Genomic DNA, 25,486 nt, shown 5'->3' with positions numbered 1-25,486 from the left:
ATCCCGAGCTGAACCAGTACTGCTGCGATACTGGGCCTTTCTCCCACGAAAGGATCTCGGGTGCCCTCCACCGGTGTCGTGCCGCTGCTCGGACATGTTCGCACTGCCGTATCGGAGGCCATGGCCCGAGTCCGACCGGAATTCGCGGCAGCCGACCCGGTGGTGCGCCGATCCGAACGTGCCGATTTCCAATCCGATGCCGCGCTCGCGCTGGCCAAGAAATCCCGGACCGCTCCGGCCGAGCTGGCCGCGGCCATCGCCGCCGAACTCGGCCGGAGCGACGGTTCGGCCCTGGCCGCTGTCGAACGCAGCGGTCCCGGATTCCTGAACATCGATCTGGCCGACCACGCGATCTGGGCACAGGTCTCGGCCCGGCTGGCCGATGACCGGCTGGGCGTGGACGCCCCGGAGACCGGACGGCGCGTGGTGATCGACTATTCCGCGCCGAATGTGGCCAAGGAGATGCACGTCGGTCATCTGCGCACCACCATCATCGGTGACAGCCTGGCGCGGGTGTTCGGGTTCCGCGGCGCCGAGGTGGTCCGGGTCAATCATCTCGGCGACTGGGGGACCCAGTTCGGCATGCTCATCCAATATCTGGACGAACACCCCGAACTGCGCTGGCATACCGCGGATATCGACTCGGCGACCAGCGCTGTCTCGGCGCTGGACGCCCTGTACAAGGCCGCGCGCGCCCGCTTCGACGCCGATCCCGAATTCGCCGGCCGGGCCCGCACCCGGGTGGTGGCGCTCCAGCGCGGCGACGCGGATACGGTGGCGCGCTGGCGGGATATCGTCGCGGAATCGGAGAAGGCGTTCGGGGCCATCTACGCACGGCTCGGCGTCCTGCTCACCCCGGACGACTATGTCGGGGAATCGTTCTACAACTCGATGCTCTCCGATACCGTCGCCGAACTCGTGGACTCCGGTGTCGCGGTGGACAGCGACGGCGCGGTCGTCGTCCTCTCCGAACAGGTCAGCGGTCCCGACGGGGAGCCGGCGGTGCTCATGGCTCGGAAGAGCGACGGTGGATACGGCTACGACAGTACCGATCTCGCCGCCATCCGCTACCGGATCACCGCGCTGCGCGCCGACCGCCTGCTCTACGTGACCGATTCCCGGCAGTCACTGCATTTCCGGCTGGTCTTCGAGGCGGCCCGCCGGGCGGGCTGGCTCACCGACGTCGTCGAGGTCGACCACGTCGCCTACGGCACGATTCTCGGTCCGGACGGGAAGCCGTTCAAAACGCGGGCCGGTGGCACCGTGCGGCTGATGGATCTGCTCGACGACGCCGTGGCCGGGGCGCGGCGGGTGGTCGCCGAGAAGAACCCGGATCTGCCCGCTCACGAACTGGACTCGATCGCCGAAAAGGCCGGGATCGGCGCGGTGAAGTACGCGGATCTGTCGACCTCACGGGTGAAGGACTACACCTTCGACCCGGTGCGGATGACGGCGTTCAACGGCAACACCGGTGTCTATCTGCAGTACGCGCACGCCCGTATCCGCTCGATTCTGCGGCGAGCGGACGAATCCGCCGCCGCGGTGGTCGAATCGGCGGTACCCCTCGAAGCCGCGGAGCGTGACCTCGCGCTGACCCTGGACGGATATTCGACGGTCCTGGACGAAGTCGTCACGACCCTCGAACCACACCGCCTGGCCGGCTACCTCTACGACCTGGCACGTGCGTTCACCGCGTTCTACGACGCCTGCCCGGTGCTGGTCGCCCCGCAGCCCCTGCGGGGCAACCGGATCGCTCTGTGTCAGCTGACCGCCCGGACCCTGGCACACGGTCTGGACCTGCTCGGTATCGCGGCACCGGAGCGTCTCTGATCCGCGGCGGATCGAGCGCGTAGCGCGCGGGCCGGGTCTCCGCGGATCCCGGCCCGTTCCGGTCGCGCTCGGTCGCCGGTATCGGCGTGGGCCCGCGCGTGCTGGGTGGGGCTCAGGGCGGTGGGCCGGTAGAAGCGTGCCACCCTCGCGCAGAGTGCCGTGGCCCGGCGCGTACTCGGTGTCAACGAACGCCGGTACCGCCTCTTCCGTATTCCGGAAGTAGAGCGGCCCGGCGCCGATCGTCCGGGACCGTAACCGGCGGAGGCGATGCGGCCGCTACCGGTCCGGGGGACCCGTGAGGATCGCGGTGACCGTATCGATCAGTTCGGTGAGCAGTTCGTCGGGGGAGAGCCGGGTTCCGCTGAGCGCCAGCATGCCGCGCAGACCGTCCGGGTCGCCGAGGGTCTGGAAGGTCAGGTTCATGGCCTGGGTGAGGCGGAAACGGATCGTCCGGGACGCGACGCCGGGGGCGGTCTGTTCCAGCAGCGCGTTGAAACGCAGCGCCTGCGGGGCGAACCCCTCGGTGAGCTTGGCCAGGGCCGGATGGTTACCGCTCATGATGCCCGCGACCAGGCGGATCCACGGTGTGCCGCCGCCGGCGGCGAGTTCGCCGACCGGGCGGACGAACGCGTCGGCCAGCGCCCGGGCATCGGGTGCGCCGGTGGCCTCGACGGCGTCGAGCAGTTCGGCGCGCCGGGCGTGCAATTGTTCGCTGCGGCGGCTGATCAGTGCGTCCACCAGGGCATTCTTGGAGCCGAAATGGTAGTGCACGGATGCGACGTTCGCGCCGGCCTCGGCCATCACCGAACGCAGTGATACCGCGTCGATCCCGCGTTCGGCGAAAAGCCGTTCGGCGGCCAGGATCAGACGCTGATCGGTGGGGAGGCCGGCCTCGGTTGCGGGACCGTGGCCGGGGTCCGGGCAGGCCTCGCCGCGAGCCGCGGCCGGACCCCGGCGCGGGGATGCGGCGGGCGGGGATATCTCCCGCCCGGTCCGCACCCGGCTTCTCGTCATGACCGAAACTCTAGGAGACCGAGCCCGGCGCGCCGTACAGGGTCACGACGCAGGCGCCCCCGAGACCGAGATTGTGGGCGAGCCCGAGCCGCGCGCCGTCCACCTGACGCTCACCGGCCGCACCGCGCACCTGGGTGACCAGTTCCGTGCACTGGGCCAGCCCCGTGGCGCCGAGCGGATGCCCCTTGGAGATCAGGCCACCCGACGGGTTGACCACCCAGCGCCCACCGTAGGTGGTGGCACCCGATTCGACCAACGCGCCGGATTCGCCCTCGCCGCAGAGGCCGAGCGCCTCGTAGGTGAGCAGTTCGTTGATCGAGAAGCAGTCGTGCAGTTCCAGTACGTCGATATCGTCGATCCCGACTCCGGCGGTCTCCAAGACCTTCTGTCCCGCGATACGCGCCATCGGCGCACCCACCACATCGATCATCGACCCGGACTCGAACGAGGCGCCGGTATCGGTGACCAGTTCCTGGGCGAGGATCGGCACCGCGCGGTCGAGAGCGTGTTCCCGGACATACCGTTCGCTCACCAGTACCGCCGCGCCCGCGCCGTCGGACATGGGGGAGCACTGCGAGCGGGTCAACGGGTCGGATACCAGCTTGTCGTTCAGGACCTGCTCGAGGGTGTAGGCATCCTGGAACTGGGCTTTGGGGTTGCGGGTGGAGTGGTCGTGGTTCTTCACCGCCACCTGCGCGAGTTGTTCCCGGGTGGTCCCGTACCGCTTCATATGTTCGTTGGCCGCCGCGCTGAAGAACTGGGCGGTCATCGGGGCACTGGTGAAACCGGCGGCCGATTTCAGCGCGGACATGTGCTGGTCGACGGTGGTGACCTTCGGGACGGTGCCGTCACCGGACATCGCCTGTTTGGTCATCTGCTCGAACCCGACCGCCAGCACGATATCGGCGAGGCCGGCCTGCACCCATTCACGCGCCAGAACCAGTGCCGTCGAGCCGGTCGCGCAGTTGTTGTTCACGTTCACCATCGGGATACCGGTGAGGCCGATATCGTAGAGCGCCCGCTGGCCCGCCGTGGACGGCTGGAAAACGTATCCGACGGCGGCGCGCTGCACCTCGTCGTAGCGCACCCCGGCGTCGGTGAGTGCCTGCCCCACCGCCTCGGCGACCATTTCCGGGTAGGTCCAGTCCCGCGACTGGATCTTCTCGAACTTCGTCATGCCGACACCGGCGACGTACACCCGTTCGGTCATCTGTTTCTCCTCGTCCGCTGCGGGCCTTCGCATCCCGCGCTGTTGTGTCCGCCTCGATCGAGCGAACTCTCCGTTTGTGCGGCCGGACCGTGGTCGCCACGGCCGGTCGGGTGCTGTCGTCCGTTCGGTTCCGTCACGACTGTGGCGGTTCGGACCCGACGACCCACAGCGCGTGGAACTGGGCCGCACCGCCCATGGCGTGGCCTATCGCGCGGCGCGCGTCCGGGACCTGGTGTTCGCCCGCCGTGCCGCGGACCTGCATGGCCGCTTCGGCGAATCGCAGCAGACCCGTGGCACCTGTCGGGTTTCCGGAGAGCACCCCGCCGGACGGGTTGATCGGCAGCGCGCCGCCGAACGCCGTACTCCCGGAGTCCACCACCTTCCAGCCCTCGCCGACCTCGGCCAGGCCCACGTTCTCCAGCCAGATCGGTTCGAACCAGCTGTAGGGGATGTAGAGCTCGGCGGTATCGATCTCGCGGGCCGGATCGGTGATCCCGGCCTGCCGGTACGCCTCGGCGGCACATTGGCGCCCGGCCTCGGGGTTCACTTCGTCGCGTCCCGCGAAATGCCCGGTCTCGGTACGCCACGACATCCCGTGGATCCAGGCCGGCGGCCGGTCGGTGTGGTGGGCGTCGTCCGCGCCGGTGATCACCACCGCGCACGAACCGTCGGAGGACGGGCACGATTCCAGGAAACGGATCGGATCCCACAGCATCCGGGATTCGCGGACCTGTTCCACGGTGATATCCGGCAGCTGTAGATGCGCGTACGGGTTGCGGGTGGCGTTGAGCCGGTGGTTCACCGCGATCTGCCAGCCGATGTGTTCGGGCGCCGCGGAGCGGCGGATGTACTCCCGGATCACCGGCGCGAAATGCGCGCCCGCGCCGGCGCCCAGCTGCGCGCTGAACGGCAGTCCGCGCGAGAGCGCCCAGGTGAAATCACCTTCGGACTCTTTGGAATACGCGACCACCAGTACCCGCCGCGCCAGCCCGGCCTGGACCAGGTGCGCGCCGTAGATCGCGGCGTGCCCGCCGACGCTGCCGCCGGTGAACACCCGGGTCACCGGGAGTCCGCGCGCGCCCATGGCATCGGCGAGATACAGCTCGGGGTTCATCACGCCGTCGAACAGGTCGGGTGTTTTCGACAGCACGATCGCGTCGATATCACCGAATTCCAGTTCGGCGTCGGCCATGGCCTCGTCGACGGCTTCGCGCACCATCGCGCCGATGGTGACCGTGCGCTTCTTGGCCTGTTTGCTCTGTCCGATTCCGACGACCGCGAGTTTCACCGGTCTCCCTCCAATAGGCAGATCATGTTCTGCTGGAGCGCGGGCCCGCTGGTGGCGTGCGCCAGGGTGCGGTCCGCGCGACCGGTCAGGATGTGCTGTGCCGCCGCGCCGATCCGGATCAGGCCGGTGGCGGTGGTGGGCCGGGCGACCAGTGGTCCGCCGCCGGGATTGATCGTGGCCCCGGACAATCCGAGCGCATGTGCCAGCAGCGGTTCCTGGTAGCTGTACTCGGTGTGCAGTTCGGCGATCTGGACCTCGCGGGCCGCGAAACCCGCCTGCGCGGCGGCCTTCTCCGCGGCCAGCGTCACCGTGTCGACCCGGGTCAGGTCGCGGGTGCCCGGATAGTGCGTATCCATCCGATGATCGGCACCACGCACCCAGGCCGGGCGCCGCGCCAGCCGGCGCGCGGTATCCCCGGCCGCCAGTACGAGCACCGCGGCGGCATCACCGATCGGGCCGCGATCGTGTGCGCGCAGCGGTGCGGCCAGATACGGGGCGGCCAGCAGGTCGCCCACTGTGACCTCCCCGGACACCTGTGCACTCGGATCGCCCACCGCGGCGGCCCGGGCCCGGACCACCACCTCCGCCATCTGCTTCTCGTCGAGCACCCCGGCGGCCACCAGGGCCTGTGCCTGGAGGCCGGCGAGCGCGTCCTGATGCGGACGCAGCGGGGCCAGGAAATAGGGGTCGACCTGTGTGCCGGCCACCTGGTCGAGGTCGGCTGCCAGCGAGCCGCGCCCGACCCCGTAGACCACCGCGATCTCGCCCTCGCCGAGTTGCAACCACGACCACGCCTCGTAGGCGGCCCAGGCCGCGTCCATCTCGACATGGGATTCCGAGATCGGCGGCCACGCGCCCACCGCGTCGAGCGATTCGATATAGGCGAAGGTCCGGCCCTCGTGGAAATCGTGGCTGCCCGAAGCCCAGAAATCGACTTCGGTGCGATCGATCCCCGCCGACCCGAGCGCCTCCCGCATCACCGGTAGCAGGATCTCGGCCATATCGTCGTGCCGGTCCGCCGACATTCCGGGCGACTGCGCGAATGCCACCACCGCGATATCACGCATCGGAACCTCCTGCGATCGGCCGGTAGTAGCGGATGCTGTTCATGGATGTATCCAGGTCCTCGTCGGCGCACCAGACCGGTTCCACGCGCAGGCCGATATGCACATCGGCCGGTTCGACCTCACGGACCAGATGCATGAGCGTGGTGTCCGCGCCGTCCACCTGGATATAGGCCACCAGGTACGGCGGGTCGATCATCTGGCCGGGGAACGGGAAGTTCACCACGCAGAACGTTTTGACCACGCCGGTGCCGCCCAGTTCGAACGGTGCGGAGAGTTCGGCGAGGCAGCGGGAGCAGAACTCCGGCGCGGGCAGATAGACGCGTTCGCAGGTCGGGCAGCGGCGGGCCAGCAGCCGCCGTTCCTTCAGTCCGCGCAGGAAGGCCGATTTACCGGTGCCGGCGACGAAGGTGTAATCCACCTTGTGCGGGCTGGTGAACGATTCCACGGGGGTGGGCAGGGTGCTCATCACGCCTCCGCCGGTTCGAAGCAGACGATATCGCGGATACTGCCCACCCGTTCCGCGCGCCAGCGGGGTACCACCCGCAGGCCCGCGACGAGGCGGGCCGGGTCGCCGCCGGTATCGACGGCGTGGAACAGCGCGCCCTCGGTGCCGTCGATGGCGATCAGTGCCCAGGCGAAGTGGTCGGCCTCGATATCGTCACCGGGCCGGGTGGGAACCCAGGTCCAGTTCGTGACGGTGCCCGAGGCGGCCAGCCGGACCAGTTCGCCGGTGGGGGCGGCGGTGGCCGGGTCGAACTCCAGCGCGGGGCAGAGCACCGCGCCGGATGCGGTGCGCACCCCGTAGAGCTCGCCGTCGCGCAGGCCGCCGAGGAACGTGCCGATCTTCTCGCCGACGGTTCGGTTGTACGGGAATTCGATGCTGTAGGGCGCGGTCAGGCTCGCGCCCGGGGGCTCGGCTGTCATCGGTCTCCTGCCGATCGGGTGCGCGGTCCGGCACTGGACCGCGTTTCGATGGTGTCCCGCGGGACCGCCTGTGTCAATCACTTGATTGAATCGTTTGATAGATACATCGTAGGAAGTCCGGAGTGCCGGGGCGATCCCCGGTGCGTCGCCCGCGGGCATGACGTAAGCTCCGAAACAAGTAGAACCTGTTCCAATTCCTCCGGTGAGGAGAGATCACCATGGCCATCGTTGAACAGCTGGAGCCGACCGCCGACGGACGCCGGCGGCTCGAGCTGCGCAGCCCCGCTACCCGCGAGCGCGTCGGCGAGATCGAGGTGAGCACGGCCGACGATGTGGCCGCGGTCCTGGCCACTGCGCGCGCCGCGCAGCCCGGCTGGGCCGCCCGGCCGATCGCCGAGCGCGCCGCGATCATCCGAAACGCGGTATCGGTCCTGCTGGCCCGTCGCGACGAGATCGTCGAAACGGTTATGCAGGAGACCGGCAAACCGCGGGTCGAGGCGCTGGCCGTGGAAATGGTGCCCGCCTGCGACTTCCTGAACTACTGGAGCGGTCGCGCGCCCAAGGACCTGGCCGACGAGAAGCGTCGCCTGCACGGCTACATGCTGCCGCTGAAGAAACTCGTCATCAACTATCAGCCGCTCGGCGTGGTCGGGGTGATCACGCCCTGGAACGGCCCGTTCATCCTCTCGCTCAACCCGATCGCCCAGGCGCTGCTGGCCGGTAACTCGGTGGTCCTCAAACCGTCCGAGGTCACACCGCATTCGGGTGAGTGGGCGGTCAAGGTCCTGCACGAGGCCGGGGTCCCCGAGGATGTCCTGCAGGTCGTCCACGGTGACGGTGAAACCGGCGCGGCCCTGGTCAACGGGGATATCGACAAGATCTCGTTCACCGGCAGCGTCGCCACCGGCAAGAAGATCGCCGCCGCCTGCGCCGGCCGGTTGATCCCGGTGACCCTCGAACTCGGCGGCAAGGACGCGATGATCGTCTGTGCCGACGCCGACCTGGACCGCGCCTCACTGGGCGCGGTGTACCTGTCGATGTTCAACACCGGTCAGGTCTGTGTCGGAGTCGAGCGGATCTATGTGGTGGACAGCATCGCCGACCGGTTCATCGAAGAGGTGCGCAAACGTGCCGCCGAGGTGACCTACGGCGCCGTCGGCAAGGATGTCGGCCCGCTGTTCTGGGATCGGCAGCTCGAGATCGTCGAGAAGCATGTCGAGGACGCCAAGGCCAAAGGTGCCACCATCCTGCTGGGCGGTGAATCCGATACCGCCGACGGTGTGTTCTTCAAGCCGACGGTCGTCGTGGACGTCACCCACGATATGGACATCATGCAGCAGGAGACCTTCGGCCCGATCGTCGCCATCATGCGCGTCCGGGACGAGGAAGAGGCCGTGAAAATGGCCAACGACTGTCAGTACGGCCTCAGTGGCAGCGTCTTCACCAAGGACAAGGCCAAGGTCCTGCGGCTGGCCAAACAGCTCGAGACCGGGTCCGTGGTGCAGAACGACGCGTCGGTGATCTACGGTGTCGCGGAGGCGCCCTTCGGCGGCCGGAAGGACAGCGGCCTGGGGCTGGTCAACGGCCGTGACGCGCTGCGCGGGTTCGCCCATCCGCAGCCCGTGCTGCTGGACCGCTGGGGCCTGAAGAAAGAGAACATCTGGTACCCCTACAGCGAAGCCACCGCCGCCACGCTGGAGAAGACCATCGGCACCCTGTTCGGGAACAAGATCCTGCGCCGGCTGGTGCGCTGACCGGTGATCCGGCCGCCTGTACTGTCAGGCGGCCGGACGGTCGGCCGGTTCGTCGTCGCCTGCCGGGGACTTCCCGCGCCCGGACCGGTAGCGTTTGACGACCTCCCACACGATCGGCAGTACCGACACGGCCACGATGAGCAGGAAGATCAGATCGACGTTGTCGCGCACGACCGCGATCTGACCGAGCAGGTAGCCGAGCAGGGTGACCCCGGCGCCCCACAGCACACCGCCGACGATGTTGTAGGTGAGGAACACCGAGTACTTCATCTTGGCCGCGCCCGCGACCAGCGGGGCGTAGGTTCGCACGATCGGGACGAATCGGGCGAGGACGATGGTGATCGGTCCGTGCTTCTCGAAGAACGCGTGTGATTCGTCGATATAGGACTTCTTGAGGATCTTCGCGTCGTCGCTCTTGAACAACGCGGTCCCGCCCTTGGTGCCGATCAGATACCCCACCTGATCGCCCGCGATGGCCGCCAATGGGATCAGTATCAGCAGCACCCCGATCGGTGCGAAGGGTTCGATCTCCGCCGATTTCGAGGCCGCGATGAGCCCCGCCGTGAACAACAGCGAATCGCCGGGCAGTAGCGGGAACAGTAGCCCCGATTCGATGAACACCACCAGGAGCAGGCCCAGCAGCACCCAGGTGCCGAAGGAGTTGAGCAGATTCACCGGGTCCAGAAAACCCGGCATCAAGGCAAGTTCGGTGGTGGCCGCTGCGACGGCTGAGTAACTCACCCCGCCGAAGATACCGCAGCAGAATTAGTCGGGTTAATCCGGATTGCCCGATTAGTGAATATTTAGCGAGTGCGTAGCCGGTCAGTGATCGGCGGCCTGCCGCAGTGTTTCCTCGATCGTGGCCACCCGCTCCGCGGGGATCCCCCAGGGCCGCTCCAGCCCGAGGCGGGAGTCCAGATCCCACAGTACGCATTCCTCACCCGGCTGGGCGACGAGCGACCACGCCACCACCGTGCGGCCCAGTTGGCTCGCCATATCGCCGGGTCCGGTGCTCGGCGCGGCCTCGTCGCCGTCCGGGTAGTGGTGCAGGAACTGCCCATAGGCGTGTTCGCAGAACCGCGCGTAGCGCCGCGTGCAGAGAATGAGGCCGTGCCAGGCCTCGTCCACCGCGTACGAGGGCATCCCGATCACCTGACCGTCCGCCATGGCCGCGCCGCAGCAGCGCAGCCACTGCCGCAGTCCGGTGGCCACGAGTTCGCGCGGTTCCCACGGGCAGGTCTTGTAGACGGCCTCGGAGAGCTCGAGTTCGGCGACCGCGCGCGTCACGGTGGCGGGGTCGATACCGCGGCGGCGCCGGGACGTGGGGAGGGAGAACACGAGATCATTATCCCGCCCGATCCACCGCGGGCGTCGGACGTGGTCACGAAATCGGCTGCACACCACAGATGCTCGCCGGTACCGTTGAGTGATGGATCTGGGGATTTTGTTCATCACATTGGTCCTGGGCTTCCTCTGCGTCGGAGCCTTCGTAGGTCTCATCGCCGCGGCTGTCAGATCGAGTTCGGGCGGCGGCAATCGAGCAAGACGGCGGGGTGGGGGTGCTGCCGGAGGCGCGGCCGGTGGTGGTGCCTGGTTCGCCGGTGGCAGTTCGGGGGACGGAGGCTCCGGTGACGGCGGTTCCACGGGCGGCGGCTGTGGTGGCGGAAGCAGCTGCGGCGGCGGGGGAGGCGGTGGCGGTGGTGGCTGCGGAGGTGGCGGGGGCGGCGGCTGACCCGGCCCGCGAGACTCGGTATCGCCTTCGGTCGATACATCACCCCGGACAGTTGAATGTAACCTGTAGTTGCGTGTAACATTTCGAGCGGCCGGTGCGAAACGGGTGTGGGAGTGCGCGACGTACCGTCGCCACGGCTGGGAAATTTACGGCGGAACCCGTTGGGGTGGAGCATCTTCGGCGCGTCCGATTTATACCAATTTGGTATATGTTGAAATTCAACGGTTTCACACTGTGTCGAGCGAATTCGCCTTGCGCCCCAAAATATTCGAACGAACCACAGTGTGACGGAAGATATCGAAACGCGCCGTATTCGCTGCTCGCTGAACGGGACCCGTTTCACTTCCCGTAGACCGTTCTCGGGTGCGGCGCCATCTTGCGATCGTTACTGTGCGTGCCGTGGTTACCGCATTGGTAGTGCTCGCAATCCTGATTCTCGTTGCCTCCGTAGTCCATCTCGCCAGTCGCCCGCCGGAGGACCTCCGTCCGCGGAGAGCGCGTGCGCGGGCCGGCTCGGAGAGCTACTCCGACTGACCCGCGTTCGCGGGCGATAGCACGACCACCGCAATCGGACGCTTCGTCTTCTTCTGGTACTCGCTGTACCGGCCCTGATTCACGGCGTCCACCAACCCCCAGCGGCGCGCGTACTCCGGATCGGCGGGCAGAGTGGCTCGGGCCCGGACCGGAAACGCGCGCCGCCCGACTTGGATCTCGCACTCCGGCCGCGCCTTCAGATTCGCCAGCCACCCCGGCGGCCGCGGCGACCCGCCGTTCGAGGCGGTGACCAGATAATCGGCTCCATCCTTCGCGTAGGTCAGTGCCGAGGTCCGCGCGGCCCCGGTCTTCCGTCCCACGGTCCGCAGCAGCAGGGTCGGATTCCCGAACAGCAGCCGATGCCCCACCAGTCCGCCGCTCTTCTCGTACAACCACTGATGTGCCTGCAATGCCCGTACGAACAATCCGGCCACACGCCCTCCTCTGCTCGGTCGACGATTCCACCCTAGCGAGCCCCGCGCACCCCCGATGGCACACAAGCGCCGTCCCCGGCCGATCAACTGGCCCCCGTCACGCCGACCGGGTACCATCCCACAGTTGCAGCGACAGGTCGCTGCGAGGGGCGGTAGCTCAGTCGGTTAGAGCCGTGGACTCATAATCCATTGGTCGTGGGTTCGAGCCCCACCCGCCCCACAAATAGAGTTCTACCTGCGGAAACGTAGAACTCGACAGCCGTGTTCGTCCAGAGCAACGCTCCGTCGGCAATGTATCTTGCCGATAGAACCAGCCACGGGGTTGGATCTGGACGACATACGCGAGCGGGCGGAGTTGGCGATCGAGCCTCCGCAGGTCGGACAGGCGATATCGCTGGTCCACACGGCGTCGTTCCCAGCGGATCCGGTCGGGCGGACCCAGCGGGCGCCTATAGATGGTTCAGGTGTCCTGAAGATGGCTGGGATCCGGTGGGGGGCCGAGGGTCCAGTTCGGGGAATCGAGCGGTGGTCGAGGGACGGGAATCCAGGTGGAACGATCGGCGGTGACAGACCAATCGGGTACGTGTCCGCCGCAGTAGATGAATTGTGACCAGTAGCCGGCATCCTGGTGCAGGATCAGTTCGTTTGCGCGAAGGAACTCTCGGCCTTGCCATTTTGCGTTGATTCTGGCGACCGCTTCGGCGCGCGAGATGCCGAACAGCGACACCATTTCGGTGGCGGTATCGGCGAACAGCTCGAGGACCTCGGGGGTGGCTGGTGTCAGAAACTCGGTCACGACTTTGCCTCATGCTTGCAGTGCGGAGTCGAGCAGCGGGCCGGTGTTGTTGAAGAACACTACCTGGTTTCCCGCCCAGACCGGCGGCGCGCCCTGTAGGAATGGTTTGGGGTTGAGTAGCAGCGGCCCCTCGACCATGTCGTAGGGGGTGTCGGTCGCGCCGCTTCGATAGTGCCGGACGAACTCGGCCAGCTCTCGATCATCGATGGTGAATACCCGAGAAGGCAGCGCGTTCAGGTCTTGCAGACTGAGCCGGAAATGCAGCACCACCGGTGTGTCGTACCAGGACGCCCACTCGTCGGCCTGCCCTCGCTCCCGAGTGGTGTAGAAACCGTCACCGAAGTCACGGGGGTAGGAGGGACGACTCGGGTCCACCCCGTTGGCTCTGATCGACGCGGCGTTGATCGCATCGGTTCCGTGGAAGAGGTCGACTTGCTTCGGATCGAGACCGAACGGGTCGCTCTCGCGTAATGGATCGCTGGGATATGTCGTCGGGTTGGGTGCGGGCGCGAGCCCCAGCGGATCGGTGCTGATATATCGCGCTGTCCGCGGATCGTAGTACCGAAATCTGTTGTAGTGAAGGTCGGTCTCGGTATCGCAGTACTGACCGGGAAACCTCAGCGGGGTATCGGCACCCATCCAGGTGGCGACACCCCAGAGGGTGGCTTTCGCACGGCCGACGATCCGATGGGTACGCGGATCGACGAGATGCGTCGGGGTTCCCACGAGATCGGTGATGATGCAGTGGAACGTGTAGTCGCCGGCGCTGGTGGTGTGGTGCCGCTGGCTCGTCGGCGCGCCGGTACGCTGGTCGTAGGTCCAGGTCGTCGTCGCGCCGGTCGAGGTCGTTTGTTCGGCGAGGTGATCTCGGTCCCAGACGAACACAATGCGCTCGAGGACGGTTCGACCATCGCTGGAGCGCTGGGTCTTTCCGATCCGACGCCCGAACGGGTCGTAATGATAGGTCCACTTGGTGCCGTCGGGAGCCGTGGCTGCGCGGAGCCGATCGTCACAATCCCATTGGTAGCGCGATTCCGACGGCTTATCCGGGTCCACCCGCTGGACGAGCCGGTTCTGCATGTCGTAGCGGTACCGGACGGCGCCTGCCCTATCGAGTCGGGTTCCGGTGTAGTGGAGGTCGTCGATATTCGCGTCCGCTGCGGCGTGCCATGGAGTGGGACTCCTTTCGGCGCTACCGGAAAGCCCGGCGCCCACAATGTTTCCGGCGTCGTCGTAGCGGTAGGTTTCGGTCCGGCCGGGTCCGATGACCGCGGTGACCCGGTGGTCGGCATCCAGTGAGTATCGGCGTACGCCGTCAGCTCTGTCGCTGATGTGCTGGACGGTGTTGTCGACGCGGTAGCGATAGGTGCGGTCGAGGAGGATGTCCTCGAGACCGTGGCGATGATCTGCGGTGGTCCGCTCGTGCGGGGGGTCGATGATCTGCCGGGCGAGCATGCCTGCGGGGGTCAATTCTTGTCGGAGAATCAGCATATCGCCGAGTTGGCGGCGCGACTCCCTGCCGAGCGCGTCATAGGTGGAGGTGATCGTGTCGGTGCCGACGGTGGTGCTCACGACGCGGCCGACGCTGTCACGCTGCCACCGGACCGGAATGCCTGTTGGACCGATCCAACCGGTGCGGTGGCCGTTCGCATCGTAGGTCGAGCGAGCGGTGCGACCGTTGCACGTCTCGACGGTGATCCGGCCCAGAGCGTCCCGGGCGAACGTGACCGTGGCGTCCGCGTTGGCCGCTACGACGAGTCGGTCCATCGCGTCGTAGGTGAGACATGCTGTGCCGGCGTCGTTGTGTTGAGCCACGAGGTTGGCACGTCGGTCGTAGTGGTAGGTGGTCTGTTCACCTGCTCCGTTGACCTTGGCGATCAGTTGGCCGGCCGGATCATAGCGGTAGCCGAGTGTTCTTCCGTCGTAATCGTGCTCCGATACCAAGCGACCTGCTGGATCATAGGTATACCGCCACCGCCGGTTCAGCGGATCGGTGATCGTTGTGAGTCGCAGTTCGGTGTCGTAGTCGAAGGATGTGGTCGCTCGATCGGCGCCGATTCGGGCGGTGAGCCGACCGAACGGACCGAAGATGTACCGGGTCGTGCGCTCTATCGGATCGATGTGCTCGATCGTGGTGTCGGCGTGGTGGTAGCGCCATGTTTCGACGGTCTCGTCCGGGAAGATTCTGCGCGCGAGTTTGCCGTCGCGGGTCCATTCCATCCGCGTGTGAGCACCGCTCGGGTCGATGATGTGGGTCAATCTGCCGAACGCGTCGTAGCGGTATCGATGAACGGTTCCGAGCGCATCGGTGACCGCGATCGGTAATCCGGCCGAGTCGGTATCGTAACGGGTCACCCCGCCCGCCGGATCGACCACCGCGGCAAGGGCACCGTTCGGGTGCCAGCGGTAGTGCGTCGTAGCGCCGCACGGGTCGGTGACGGTGTCGGGCCGTCCGGTGGGCCGGAAAGTATACGACCAGAAGTGGCTGTCGTATTGTGTTATCCGCGACGGCAGCCCGGGAGCACAGTAGGTCGCCGACATTGTGGAGCCGTCGGCTCGGGTGACCGAGGTGATATCCCCGTGCATGCTGTATTCGATCCGTGTGGTCCGGCCGAGCGGATCGGTGCGGACGACCGGCCGCCCGGCCTGATCGAAGGAGTGCGCGATGACGGCGCCCGTCGGGTCGGTGACTGCCGTGACCCTCAGTAGGGCATCCAGATGGAAAGTGGTGATCGCGCCGAGCGAGTCGCGGTACTCGGTGATCTGGCCACCGTCGACGGTCGGTCGATAACGGAACGTGGCTGCCAGCGATCCATCGCTACCACCCTGAGCGACACAGCGACCGCCATCGTCGTAGCGGAAGCGGTATGTGTAGCCGGCGCCATCGGTCCATGCGGTCAGTTGCGCGTCGTCGTTGTACTCGAATGACATCTCGGTGTCGAGCGCGCTCGCCACCTGTCGTAACATGCCGTGCGGGTTGTACTCGAAGGTTCGTATGCGCACCGTCGCCGCAGGCGCGGTCGGATCGACCAGGTCGAAAGCGCGAACCGTGCCGCACGGATCCGTTTTCACCACTACTCGGTATCCGCAGGAGTGCACGATCGAATCCACATCACCGAATGCGTTGCGCCGAAAAGTGATCCGATTGCCATGGCGGTCGGTCAGCGCTACCAGAGGGTAGATTCCAGGGTCTGTCCGGTCTGCCGTGCCCCTTCGATACGATCGGCGCAGCCCGGTGCGCGCATCTTCCAGCTGGTAGTCACCGGGTTCGGTGTAACTCAGTGTGTACGACGTTGTCGGTGTATCGGCAGTGACCGGAGTTGCTGGGCACGGGCAGGGGAACAGCAGGACCGATCCGTCTTCGCCGAACACTGCGATGCGCTGATCTCCCACCTCGATTCGCTGATCGAGTGTCGACGCCCAGTTCCGGCCGAAGCTCCGGCCCGCCGTGTAGGAAGACAGATGGATACGCATCAACCGCATCGCCAGCACGCCCGGCAGCAGGACATCCGTTTCGGCGAGGAGGACTTCGCCGGTGGCGATGTCCACCGGATCGCCGGCGGTGGTGCGGGTGTGCAGTTCCCGCGCCGCGGCAGGTTCATCCGCTCGGCCCCATCGGGTCTGCGAACTCGAGTGTTGGGCCGCACCCGTGGCGTGTCCGTGACCGGTGTGGGAGCGCTCTGGGGGGCCATTGCCGGCTGTTACACGTTCTTGGTCGCCGAGCAGCCGAACGTGGCGCGCTGCCGACACATCCTGCGCGGAGAAGGTTCGCGGTGTGCTCTCTGTCAGGCGCGCGGTCTCGCCGAGTCTGCCGCTGATCCAGTCGGTGGAGCGGTAGAGAGCAGTGTCGATCCGGTCCGTCACCCGCCGCATTGTTGCGGCGGGTTCGCCGCTGCACAACAGGCGATCACCTCACATCTTTCGGTCCCGGCGGCGGCATCTTCGCCGATGCAGGCAGCGGCGGCAAGTCAACGTGGAAGTTGTATTGTCTTGTTCTGCAAGACAATATGATTTGTAATTGCTCGTCGATGTACTGAAATAGACGCTGGCGGGTATGTGTCGGCGTGAAGACGGCGTTCGACGAGGTCAGCCCGGGTTACCGTTCTCGCGCTGAGTTGCGGCGGTGGGCGCGGCCGTATCCGGTCGGGCCGTCTGTGCCGGTAGAGCGAAAGATCTGTCGGCAGTTGTCCGAGGGCGCGGGTGCGGCGGGGTTGGATGGGTCAGGGATCACGTGGTGGAAGCACCCGATCAGCGTCGCTCGCGTATGCGGCGCACTCGCTCCGGCCTTGCTACTTGCCCGACGGATCGATTCCTGGGTATCACCCTGCCCATCCAGCGCCTGGTGAAGAGGCTCGAGAGATGCAACGCCCCTGCCCCAGGAAGTCCGGGCTGTAACAGGTTCTGCGGATCCTGCGATCCTATCCCTGACAACTCCGCGACCCGGAGTGTGTGGGGTTCGAGGACGCTGAAATGCCAGCAGGATTGGGAATCTTCATGAAACGTTGCCTGATGACCGTATTCGCGTGCGCCGCAGTAGTTCTCGGCGTGAGTGGATGTGGCGACGACTCCGAATCGCACGAGAACCACGAGACGACCTCCAGTCCGGCCGCGACCAGCACGGTCGCGCCGTCGAGCGTCGCATCGACCACCCCGGCACCGGCCGCCCCGCCCGCCGTGGAACCGCCACCCGCGGTCGAACCCCCGCCCGCCGTCGAACCCCCGCCCGTCGCGGAGCCGCCGGCCGTGGTGCCGGCACCGCAACCGCCCGCGCCGGAGCAGGTGCCCGCGCCGCCCGAACCCGCGCAACCCGAGCCGACACTCACCGTGCCCGATTTCGATCCGCATGCCGGCTACTGACCGACGGGAAAGTCGTGATCCGCAAGTTTTTCCGGCGTCGCCGTGGAGTGGCCGGCGCCGTGGTGACGGCCGCGCTCACCGTGCTCGCCCTGTCCGCACCGGCCGCTGCCGCGCCGGTGGAGAACGGCCGGCCGCCGGGTAGATCCCTGGTGGTGCTCGGTGATTCGTTCACCGCGAACTATCCGAAGGTGTTCTCGGGGACCAAGGAGTGCCTGCACGCGCCCACCTCGTGGCCGACTCGGCTGAGTGAGCGGATGGGACTCGCGGGCACACCGGATTTCCTCGATGCGTCCTGTAGTGGGTCCACGATCGCTTCGGGGCAGGGCTGGTGGCTGGTGCACGAGGTGGTCGAGGCGGCGAAGCAGCAGGCGTTCGGGCCGGAGACCGAGGTCATCGCGATCCAGACCGGGATGAACGACGTCTGGTCCAAGACCAATACATCGTCGATGATCTCGTCGTTGCAGACCTGCGTGTTCAACTTCGTCGACGGCTGCGGCCTGGAAGCGGCCGAGCAGGGACGGTTCACCGACTACCGGAACGTCACGGGCAAGGTCTACGCCAACCGCATCCGTGAAGTGATCACCTATATGCGCTACTACGCGCCGAACGCGCGGATCATGCTGGTCGGGTACCCGGAACTGTTCCCTCCGGCGCAGGAGCACGTATGTGTGAACGTACTCGGCGCCGCGCCCGTCGTGCAGCCGAGGGGCCGCGCGGTGACCGAATACCTGGACCGCCTCGATGCGGCGCAACGGGGGGCCGCGGAACTGCTGAACCTCGAGTTCGTCGATATCCGCTCGGTCACCGCCGGCCACGGGTTGTGCTCGGACGAGCCGTGGCTGAACGGTTTCTTCGATCCCGCGGCCGATGTGGCCGGGATGCCCTTCCATCCCTCGGCGCAGGGTGACGCGGTAGCCGCGGAGGCGGTGTACGAGCGGATCCGCCGGTGACCACGACGCCGGTCCGGGCCGCGTCCGGATCGGAGTTCCGCGACGCGGCGGTGGCGCGACCGGCGCTGCCGTCGCTGACGGGGGCGCGCTGGTGGGCGGCGTTCGCGGTGTTCGTGTTGCACGCCCTGGTGTTCCTGCCGGTGTATCCGTTCCAGAAGTCGGAGTTGTTCCGGCAGATCCATCAGCTCATGCCGATGCAACTGGGCGCCGCGGGCGTGACCTTCTTCTTCGTCCTGTCCGGGTTCATCATCTATTGGTCGTTCCGGCCGGGGAGCTCGGTACCGCGGTTCTACTGGCGCCGGGTGTTGAAGATCTACCCGACCCACCTGGTCGCGGCCGTCGCGTTCATCCTGGTGGCGAGCGTCCCGTTGTCGCGGACGGTGGTCTGGGCGCCGAACCTCGCGCTGATCCACACCTGGGTGCCGAAGTGGACGACGGTCGGCGGCCTCAATGTGCCGTCCTGGTCGCTGGCCGCGGAAATCCTGTTCTATCTGAGCTTTCCGCTGTTGCTACCGCTGGTGCGCCGGATCAAGGGCCGTCACGTCCTCTGGGCGCTGGTGGGATTGCTGGTGGCGATCCTGCTGCTGCACACCGCGTACTATCTGTGGGTGCCCGGGCCCAAGGGGATCGCGAATACCTTCGCGCCGCGGTTGATACCGGGTGAGGTGTCGCCGTACTTCGAACTGCATGCCGCGCCCATCTGGTTCGAACAGCCCGATATCCCGGTGGCCCAATCGTATTGGCTCAGCTACAACTTCCCGCTCTCGCGGCTGCCCGAGTTCTTCCTCGGGGTGCTCGCGGCACGACTGGTACTGGAGGGCCGCTGGCGCAACACCCGGCTGGCGCCGCCGGTGATCGTGCTGATGATCGCCTATGCGGCGACCTGGGTGGTGCCGCCGAACTACAAGATGTCGGCGCTGCTGCTGGCACCGATGACGGCCCTGGTGGCCACGCTGGCCGCGCGCGACCTGGCGGGGATCCGCGGGTTCACCGCCTCACCACGGATGGTCTGGCTGGGCAATATCTCCTTCGCCTTCTATCTGATCCAGTTCCCGGTGATGGCGTTGATCACCCGGTTCCTCATCGGCGGAAAACAGTTCGGGCCGCTGGGCTGGCTGGGGTTCGCCGGACTGAGCCTGGTCGTGTCCATGGGGGTGGCGGCGGCCATCTACCACTGGCTCGACGAACCCTTGATGCGCCGATTCTCCGGTCGCCGCACCGCGGTGCGGGAGAAACCGGCTGAGTGACGATGCCGGAACTCCGGCCGGTGCCGCTGCGGCGGCGCGGCCGGACCGGACGCGGCCGGACCGGTGCCTGGTGGGCACAATATTCTGGTCGCGGCGCTGCACGTTCCGGCTGACCGGCGGGCGTGCCGCCGACCGGTGTGGCGAATACCCCGCGGAGGCGAAGGTGAGCGAATCGTTCCAGGTGGATCCCGATGCCGTGCGCGCGCTGACCGAGAAACTGCGAGATATCGCGACGAACGCGGCCCGGACGGCCCGCGAGCTACCGGATGCGCTCGCTGCCGCCGGAATGACCGAAGCGGCGGCGGGCTGGGGCGATGACGAAATGGGCCGGATGTTCGCGGACCAGTATCTGCCGAGCGCCGCTGAGTGCATCGACGCGCTACAGCACAGTGCCGAGGCGCTGCGCGATATGGGTTCCCTTCTCGCCGAGTCGCTTTCGGCGTTCGACGAGGTGGACGCTGCCGCCGGCCGGTCCGTGCGCGGCGATGCCGCGGTGGCGGAGCCCCGAGTACCGGATACCGGGGGATATCCGCAAACCGGCCGAGTCTCCGCATCCGGCAACATTTCCACAGCTCCGAACCACCCCGGCGGATACGGCCCCGCGCCGGACGCACCGGTAGCGGGCCCCAGCGCGATACCGGCCGCGGACAACGCGGTGGAATCGACCACGTCCGGACCCGGTACGCAGCCCGCCGCCGATACGCACCGCCGCGCGACCGATCCGGTCGCACCGGAAACCGGCCGCTCCGGCGAGGTCGGCGCATCCACCGGGTCGTCGGTCGCTGCCGGACCATCCGCGTACACCCCGGCCGCGCCGGGCCCCGCATCTCCGGAAACCCGATCGGCACCGGCACCTCGCGTCGACCAGCGGTCCGCACCCGGTGCACGCGGTACCGCCCGCTCTCCGTGGTCCGACAACTCGGTGGCACCGCACCCGCCCGCGGACCGTGCCCGCGCATCCGCGCCGCGCGACCAGGGCGGTCCGTCGCGGGCCACCCCACCGAACCCGCCGCGCGGTGCGTCCCGCACGAACGCGCCGGCGGGCCGCGCGGACCACGCGCGACCTGCGGCCGGTCCACAGCGGCCGCGTACGACGAGCCCACTGCCGCCGCACCCGTCGCCCCGGCCCGGCACAAGTGCCGACATCATGGGCATTCTCGACGAATCGGCCGCCCGGCACGGATTCCGGATCATCGGATTCGACACTGCCGGTCTGGACGAAACCACCGCGCGTGAGATCGCCGGGGCCGTCGACCAGGTGCTGCCCCGACATCCCACCGTCGACCTGCGGGTGCTCGAAATCGCCGATCTGGACGATGCGCGCCCCGCCCGTCTCTACCGGCCGGTCGTCTCCGGCGCCGACCGGCCGGAAATACGAGCCGCGCATATCGTGCTCGACCGGACCGCGACCACCGACCCCGCCACCCGGTCCGGATCCGTCGAGGTAGCCACCGCCGGCCGCCGGGCGGCGCCCGGTTCCGCGGTCCGCCCGGTCTACGCGACCCTGGTCCGGGAACTCGGCCGCGCCCTGGCCGCGGTGGCCGGTGCCGCGGTATACCGGCAGACCCAGCGCACGCTGATCACCGAATACCTGCGCACAACCGGCCTCGGTGGGGCCGGCGATTCGCGCGGCCGGACGGTGAGCGGTTACCGGCACTGGCGCGATCAACTCAGCGGATGTTCCCCCACCACCCGATTCGATCCGGGTATCGCGCTGGTGGAGGCGTTCACCGAGGTCGAATTGCAGGCGGACCGGGCGAGCACCCCGGCCACCGCACTGCACCGGCTGCTGGTGGACACCGCACGGCAGCGAAGCTGATCGGTCCGGGCGCACCTGCCGTCCGGTCGAGAGCGGCAGTCGCGCCCCGGCGACTACGTCTCCCGTATACCGCTCGGTTCCGGTGTTCGGTCGCATTTCGCCGCACGTCGGACGACCGAGTGTGCACAACGCACCAAAAGGCGCACGAATTATGGTCTTTCGGGGCATTTCTTTGTCCACGCACCCTGGTTAGCCTCGGGATGCCGCTGTTGACACAGGGGTATCCCGTACCCGGATCGACGGTCGCCGTGTGCCCTGCCGGGGCCGCTGGTGCTGTCGCTCGATCAGCCTCGAAGGGGCGCGTATTTGGACCCGGACACATGCCACGACTTCGGTTCGGCTGTTCGCTCCATGCGTTCGCGGATGCACGATGTGCTCGATATCTACGAACAGCAGCAGGCGCGGATCGGCGAAGTACGGCAGCAGCTGACCGATCTCCGGGTGCGGGCCGCCACCTCCGACGGCGCGGTCCAGGTGACCGTGGACTGCGCCGGAGCGGTACTCGAGGTGTGCGTGACCCCGGCCGCAATGCGCGGTACGGCCGGAGAGTTGAGCGGGCTGCTCACCGATACCGCGCGCGAGGCCGCCCGCCTGGCCAAGGAGCGGAGCGCGCACTTGGCGGCGCCACTGAGCGACCTCGCCGGCGGTATCCCCGACCTGTCCGAGTTGGTGCCCGGGGCACCGACCGGACAGGACGATCGTCGTTGAGCTGGTCGCCCGGAAGGGCACAATGCCGGGGATCCGGACGATTTCGACGATCCCTATCGGTCGTGAGGTGAGATCGGGGGACGGACCATGCGTACTTCGTGGGCGGGCCGGTCAAACGGTGACGCCGAGTCGCGCCGCGAGCGCTCGCGACTCCCGTTCGTTGAGTCGGCCACCGTGCGTGACCAGGTCGGCCGCCAGCGACCGTGCCAGCGGGTGGCACCTCATCGACTCTTCGCTCACGGCGGTGCCGGTGCGTAGCGCGCCGAGCGTACCGAGCCAATCCCGCTGTTGCGCGTACGCGCGGGAAAGTTCGAGCCACAGCCTCGACCGGCGGTCGACCGACGGCACCGCGTCGGGGTCGACGACGCGGGCCGCGTCCAATGCGCCGCCGGACTTGCGTAGGTCGACCTGCACCGACACTGCGCTGATTTCGGTGTTCGCGACACCGAACAGCGTCCAGGGGTGGGTCGATCCGGTGGGTAAGGTGCGCGCCATCCCCAGTGCCCGGTCTATGCCGTGTAGCGCGTCGCCTTCGCGGCCGATCCGAGCGGCGGTGATCGCGCCGTGCAGTTGGCAGGCGCCCCAGAGCGCTTGTGCGTCCTGGTCTCCGTCCAAGTGTGGTTCGAGCAGCGCGGCAGCATCGGATGCCAGTCGGTAGGCGTCTTCCTCCCGCCCTGTCGAGCGCCGGACGTTGCCGAGAACCCAGGACGCCGACGCGAGTGTTACCGGGTCGTCGGCGACCTCGGCGGCCGACATACACCGGTCGGCAGCGAGCCACAACAGCGGTGCGTCGGCGACCCATGCAAGGACTTGCTCGGACAAGGCGTAGGCGCCCGACAGGGCCGCGGCAGCGGCACGGCGCTCTTGTCCGTCGAGAGTGCGCAGCGCGTGGCGGCCGTCGCGGATCAGTTCGGGCAGCATCGCGCCCGCGTCGGCGCGTGGTGTCGCCGAGGTGTGCCACAACCGCCAAGCGCGCTCAACCCGCGCTGCGAGTTCGGAGGTGTCGACCGGTGGCGGCGACGGGGTGAGATCGACGCCCTCGATCGCTTCGCGGATGGCGGGCACGACGGGATGTCCGGCGCGGCGGGAGATGCCGACCAGCAACTCGTGGTCGCCGGTGATCTCGGTCAGGTCCCGTACGCCGAGCGCCTGCCCGATCCGTAACAACATGTCCAGTGCCGGCGGATTCTGTAGCCGGCCCTTCTCGACGTCGCGTAGCCAGTCCTCGGACCGGCCGACAAGTCCGGCGACAACTGCGCGGGTGCGGCCGGTGCGGGTGCGGATGTTCTGGATGCGCTCGCCGATCGCGCGTGCGGCGAGTTCGTCAGGGGTCGGCATAGCGGCCTGCCTTCTTCGCGGGATGGGTCCACTTCGCGGATACCCCGTAGTCCCGTTGCCCAGTGCGATGTTCTCCGCGAAGAGGTCATTTCCCAGGATAGGGCCGCTGGTGCGGTCCCACCAGCGTCTCTGGTAGGGGGAATCCCCCTATCCCGCACAGTGGTTCGCTGCCACCGGTGCCGCCGATGGGTGTTGTGCAGGATTCGCCTACGCCACCGCCGCCGGGTTCGACCCCGAGTCCCCGGAAGCGGTGGCAGCCAGCGACCGAGGGGAAGGGACAGGGGACACCGATGAGATACCGGCCGACCGCAGTCGGATACGTAGATCCGTACGTCAGCACGTCTGTGACATGGGATCGCGCACAGGTTCAACGCCTGGCGCGCCATCTCGGCTACCTGGTGATCTGGCCTGACCTGTCATCGGTGCTCCCGCTGTTCGATCAAGTGCGTGCCGCCGACGTGGATGCGATCGTCATACCCGGTCCGGACCATCTCGGCCCGTTGGAATTGAACAGGATCATGGATGTGGCCGACGTGGAGACGGTACTACCGCGCTTGTCCTTCGCCCGGTGGTCGACGACACGGGCCGGGCGGTGATCGCGCTGGGTTTCGCGATCGCGGTGGGGTTGCCCCTGGTCGTACTGGTCCGGGCGCTGGCATGGCCGGAGCGGACAGCAGAAGTACCGGAGCGCGAACAACGGCGAGACAGCCAAGGCTGAGCCGTGCCACGCCGCGTAGATGTGCAACGCGGCGGTCAGCCGGACGGCATCGGCACAGCGAACCGATCAGGGTGTCTTTCCCAGGTTGGTGCGCTGGATGTGGTCGGGGCCTGGTGGGGAGGGTGAGTCGAAGCCCGGATGGGCGGCCGAGCCGTGGTGTCCTTGTCTTAAGTAACGGTTCACGGCAGGTGATCGATGAGTTGGCAACGGGTCGAGGATGTGGAAAAGGGGTTTCGAATGAGCAAAACGACAGGTGCCGCCGCACGGATCGCCGTCGCTGCCGTGACGTCTTCCGGTTTCGCCGCAGTACTCGGCTCCGGGACTGCCCAGGCCGCGCCGCAGGATTGCACTGTCACACGCGACCTGGTCGGCGCGTCGGCGGTATGCCACGACGCCGACGCACCCGCTGGGCGGGAGTACGCCCTGATTGTCGAGTGTTTCGGCCTGCACGGCGTGCCCAATGCCTTTCCGCTCATGGCGATCGGCCCTTATCAGGGTTCGTGGAGTGGTTCGTTCGCTCCGTCCGGTCAGGGCACAGCCTCATGCCTGGGTCCCTTGAATATCGGGACCGCTACGAACGCCTACGTCAAGATCTACCGGGACTGATCCGTCGCGCGGCGCCGCGGCCGATCGACCTGCCGCGCGCCGCGGTCCCGCGACATCCGCTCACCGTCGGGTGGGCGGATGCACGCCGGACACCATAGCGACGGTCGTGTTCGCGCATGCGTGCTGTCCTCGTCGGCCGCAATGCTCGACCCCTACGCCCTGGTCGCCGTCAGCACTTACAGCCTGACCGGTTCGGCGTACCGCCCGCTCGGGTCGAGTGCGCGCAGGGTGTCGGCGACCTCGTGTTCGAAGATGGTTCGCCGATCTCCCAGTAGCCGGCGCAGCGGCAGTGACGTGGAGTAGAGGTAACCGATGGCCTGTTCGATCGTCCACCACCGCTGGAATTCGAAGGTCCGGGCGGCTTCGGCGAGCATCTCCGGTTCGGGATCCACACCGACCGCTTCGGCGAAGTGCGCCGCGAGGGGCAGCGTGAGTTGGCCGGTGCCACAGCCCAGATCCAGGAGTCGTCCGGTGCCGTCGAGACGGAATCGGCGGATGAGATCATCGAAGAGGGATTCCGGATAACCGGGCCGGTATCGGGCGTAGTGCCAGGCAGTCCCGGCGAACAGTTCTTCGGCTCTGCCGGATGAATCGGTCACGCTCACCTCACTACTCGCTCCGGCGAATCGGTGCCGAGCCCGACCCGTCGCGATCCCGTTC

General features: G+C 67.4%; 22 protein-coding genes and 1 tRNA gene. 10 read left to right on the top strand and 13 right to left on the bottom strand.

Annotation, left to right across the window (positions count from 1 at the left end):
• Positions 1-60: 60 nt before the first annotated feature.
• Positions 61-1,830 (top strand): arginine--tRNA ligase, encoded by a 1,770-nt coding sequence (gene argS / locus ACWEWT_RS20000; protein WP_452560891.1) that lies wholly within the window; start codon positions 61-63, stop codon positions 1,828-1,830.
• Positions 1,831-2,106: 276 nt separating this feature from the next.
• Here argS and ACWEWT_RS19995 read toward each other — a convergent pair whose 3' ends face one another.
• The 6 genes from ACWEWT_RS19995 to ACWEWT_RS19970 form a co-directional block, all read right to left on the bottom strand.
• Positions 2,107-2,844 carry a TetR/AcrR family transcriptional regulator gene (locus ACWEWT_RS19995; protein WP_452560889.1) on the bottom strand — a complete coding sequence of 246 codons (738 nt, stop codon included), beginning with the start codon at positions 2,842-2,844 and terminating at the stop codon, positions 2,107-2,109.
• Positions 2,845-2,854: 10 nt separating this feature from the next.
• Complete coding sequence (locus tag ACWEWT_RS19990) at positions 2,855-4,054, bottom strand: thiolase C-terminal domain-containing protein (RefSeq protein WP_452560887.1); 1,200 nt, start codon at positions 4,052-4,054, stop codon at positions 2,855-2,857.
• Positions 4,055-4,187: 133 nt separating this feature from the next.
• A complete protein-coding gene (locus tag ACWEWT_RS19985; protein ID WP_452560885.1) occupies positions 4,188-5,342 on the bottom strand; it encodes a thiolase domain-containing protein in 1,155 nt (384 codons plus the stop codon).
• Positions 5,339-6,409 (bottom strand): lipid-transfer protein, encoded by a 1,071-nt coding sequence (locus ACWEWT_RS19980; protein WP_452560883.1) that lies wholly within the window; start codon positions 6,407-6,409, stop codon positions 5,339-5,341. Before ACWEWT_RS19980 ends, ACWEWT_RS19985 begins: the two co-directional genes overlap by 4 nt.
• Positions 6,402-6,875 (bottom strand): Zn-ribbon domain-containing OB-fold protein, encoded by a 474-nt coding sequence (locus tag ACWEWT_RS19975; protein WP_452560882.1) that lies wholly within the window; start codon positions 6,873-6,875, stop codon positions 6,402-6,404. Before ACWEWT_RS19975 ends, ACWEWT_RS19980 begins: the two co-directional genes overlap by 8 nt.
• Complete coding sequence (locus ACWEWT_RS19970) at positions 6,875-7,333, bottom strand: DNA-binding protein (RefSeq protein WP_452560880.1); 459 nt, start codon at positions 7,331-7,333, stop codon at positions 6,875-6,877. Before ACWEWT_RS19970 ends, ACWEWT_RS19975 begins: the two co-directional genes overlap by 1 nt.
• A gap of 218 nt (positions 7,334-7,551) precedes the next feature.
• Here ACWEWT_RS19970 and ACWEWT_RS19965 point away from each other — a divergent pair, with 218 nt between their 5' ends.
• On the top strand, positions 7,552-9,087 hold the full coding sequence (locus ACWEWT_RS19965) for an aldehyde dehydrogenase family protein (protein WP_452560878.1): 1,536 nt from the start codon (positions 7,552-7,554) through the stop codon (positions 9,085-9,087).
• A 24-nt stretch (positions 9,088-9,111) separates the two neighbouring features.
• Here ACWEWT_RS19965 and ACWEWT_RS19960 read toward each other — a convergent pair whose 3' ends face one another.
• From ACWEWT_RS19960 to ACWEWT_RS19950, 3 genes are all read right to left on the bottom strand, one after another.
• Complete coding sequence (locus ACWEWT_RS19960) at positions 9,112-9,783, bottom strand: VTT domain-containing protein (protein ID WP_452561045.1); 672 nt, start codon at positions 9,781-9,783, stop codon at positions 9,112-9,114.
• 126 nt (positions 9,784-9,909) lie between these two features.
• Positions 9,910-10,425 (bottom strand): hypothetical protein, encoded by a 516-nt coding sequence (locus ACWEWT_RS19955; protein ID WP_452560877.1) that lies wholly within the window; start codon positions 10,423-10,425, stop codon positions 9,910-9,912.
• A 915-nt stretch (positions 10,426-11,340) separates the two neighbouring features.
• Positions 11,341-11,787, bottom strand: coding sequence for a nitroreductase family deazaflavin-dependent oxidoreductase (locus ACWEWT_RS19950; protein ID WP_452560875.1), 447 nt, complete (start codon positions 11,785-11,787; stop codon positions 11,341-11,343).
• Positions 11,788-11,933: 146 nt separating this feature from the next.
• On the opposite strand from ACWEWT_RS19950, the gene ACWEWT_RS19945 reads away from it, so the two are divergent.
• A tRNA-Ile gene (locus tag ACWEWT_RS19945) sits at positions 11,934-12,007 on the top strand.
• Positions 12,008-12,247: 240 nt separating this feature from the next.
• Here the strand turns inward: ACWEWT_RS19945 and ACWEWT_RS19940 are convergent.
• Positions 12,248-12,583 carry a hypothetical protein gene (locus tag ACWEWT_RS19940; protein ID WP_452560873.1) on the bottom strand — a complete coding sequence of 112 codons (336 nt, stop codon included), beginning with the start codon at positions 12,581-12,583 and terminating at the stop codon, positions 12,248-12,250.
• A gap of 9 nt (positions 12,584-12,592) precedes the next feature.
• Positions 12,593-16,132 carry an RHS repeat-associated core domain-containing protein gene (locus tag ACWEWT_RS19935; RefSeq protein WP_452560871.1) on the bottom strand — a complete coding sequence of 1,180 codons (3,540 nt, stop codon included), beginning with the start codon at positions 16,130-16,132 and terminating at the stop codon, positions 12,593-12,595.
• Between the two features lie 921 nt (positions 16,133-17,053).
• Between ACWEWT_RS19935 and ACWEWT_RS19930 the strand changes: the two genes are divergently transcribed.
• The 5 genes from ACWEWT_RS19930 to ACWEWT_RS19910 all read left to right on the top strand — a co-directional run bounded on the left by ACWEWT_RS19930 (position 17,054) and on the right by ACWEWT_RS19910 (position 22,164).
• Complete coding sequence (locus tag ACWEWT_RS19930; protein WP_452560870.1) at positions 17,054-17,440, top strand: hypothetical protein; 387 nt, start codon at positions 17,054-17,056, stop codon at positions 17,438-17,440.
• 14 nt (positions 17,441-17,454) lie between these two features.
• On the top strand, positions 17,455-18,390 hold the full coding sequence (locus tag ACWEWT_RS19925; RefSeq protein ID WP_452560868.1) for an SGNH/GDSL hydrolase family protein: 936 nt from the start codon (positions 17,455-17,457) through the stop codon (positions 18,388-18,390).
• Positions 18,387-19,637 (top strand): acyltransferase family protein, encoded by a 1,251-nt coding sequence (locus ACWEWT_RS19920; RefSeq protein WP_452560866.1) that lies wholly within the window; start codon positions 18,387-18,389, stop codon positions 19,635-19,637. Before ACWEWT_RS19925 ends, ACWEWT_RS19920 begins: the two co-directional genes overlap by 4 nt.
• Positions 19,638-19,800: 163 nt before the next feature.
• Positions 19,801-21,456: a hypothetical protein gene (locus ACWEWT_RS19915; protein ID WP_452560864.1), complete on the top strand. Its 1,656-nt coding sequence runs from the start codon at positions 19,801-19,803 to the stop codon at positions 21,454-21,456.
• A gap of 351 nt (positions 21,457-21,807) precedes the next feature.
• Complete coding sequence (locus tag ACWEWT_RS19910; protein WP_452560862.1) at positions 21,808-22,164, top strand: YbaB/EbfC family nucleoid-associated protein; 357 nt, start codon at positions 21,808-21,810, stop codon at positions 22,162-22,164.
• A 111-nt stretch (positions 22,165-22,275) separates the two neighbouring features.
• Here ACWEWT_RS19910 and ACWEWT_RS19905 read toward each other — a convergent pair whose 3' ends face one another.
• Positions 22,276-23,502 (bottom strand): helix-turn-helix domain-containing protein, encoded by a 1,227-nt coding sequence (locus ACWEWT_RS19905; protein ID WP_452560860.1) that lies wholly within the window; start codon positions 23,500-23,502, stop codon positions 22,276-22,278.
• Positions 23,503-24,070: 568 nt separating this feature from the next.
• On the opposite strand from ACWEWT_RS19905, the gene ACWEWT_RS19900 reads away from it, so the two are divergent.
• Complete coding sequence (locus tag ACWEWT_RS19900; RefSeq protein ID WP_452560858.1) at positions 24,071-24,220, top strand: hypothetical protein; 150 nt, start codon at positions 24,071-24,073, stop codon at positions 24,218-24,220.
• A gap of 237 nt (positions 24,221-24,457) precedes the next feature.
• Complete coding sequence (locus ACWEWT_RS19895) at positions 24,458-24,826, top strand: hypothetical protein (protein WP_452560856.1); 369 nt, start codon at positions 24,458-24,460, stop codon at positions 24,824-24,826.
• 176 nt (positions 24,827-25,002) lie between these two features.
• Here ACWEWT_RS19895 and ACWEWT_RS19890 read toward each other — a convergent pair whose 3' ends face one another.
• The gene (locus ACWEWT_RS19890) at positions 25,003-25,425 is read right to left on the bottom strand and encodes a class I SAM-dependent methyltransferase (RefSeq protein ID WP_452560854.1); all 423 of its coding nucleotides are present in this window, start codon (positions 25,423-25,425) and stop codon (positions 25,003-25,005) included.
• Positions 25,426-25,486 lie beyond the last annotated feature (61 nt).

Source organism: Nocardia sp. NPDC003963, assembly GCF_053605105.1.
Note: the sequence above shows the minus strand (reverse complement) of the source record. Positions and strands in the feature narration are given on the sequence as shown.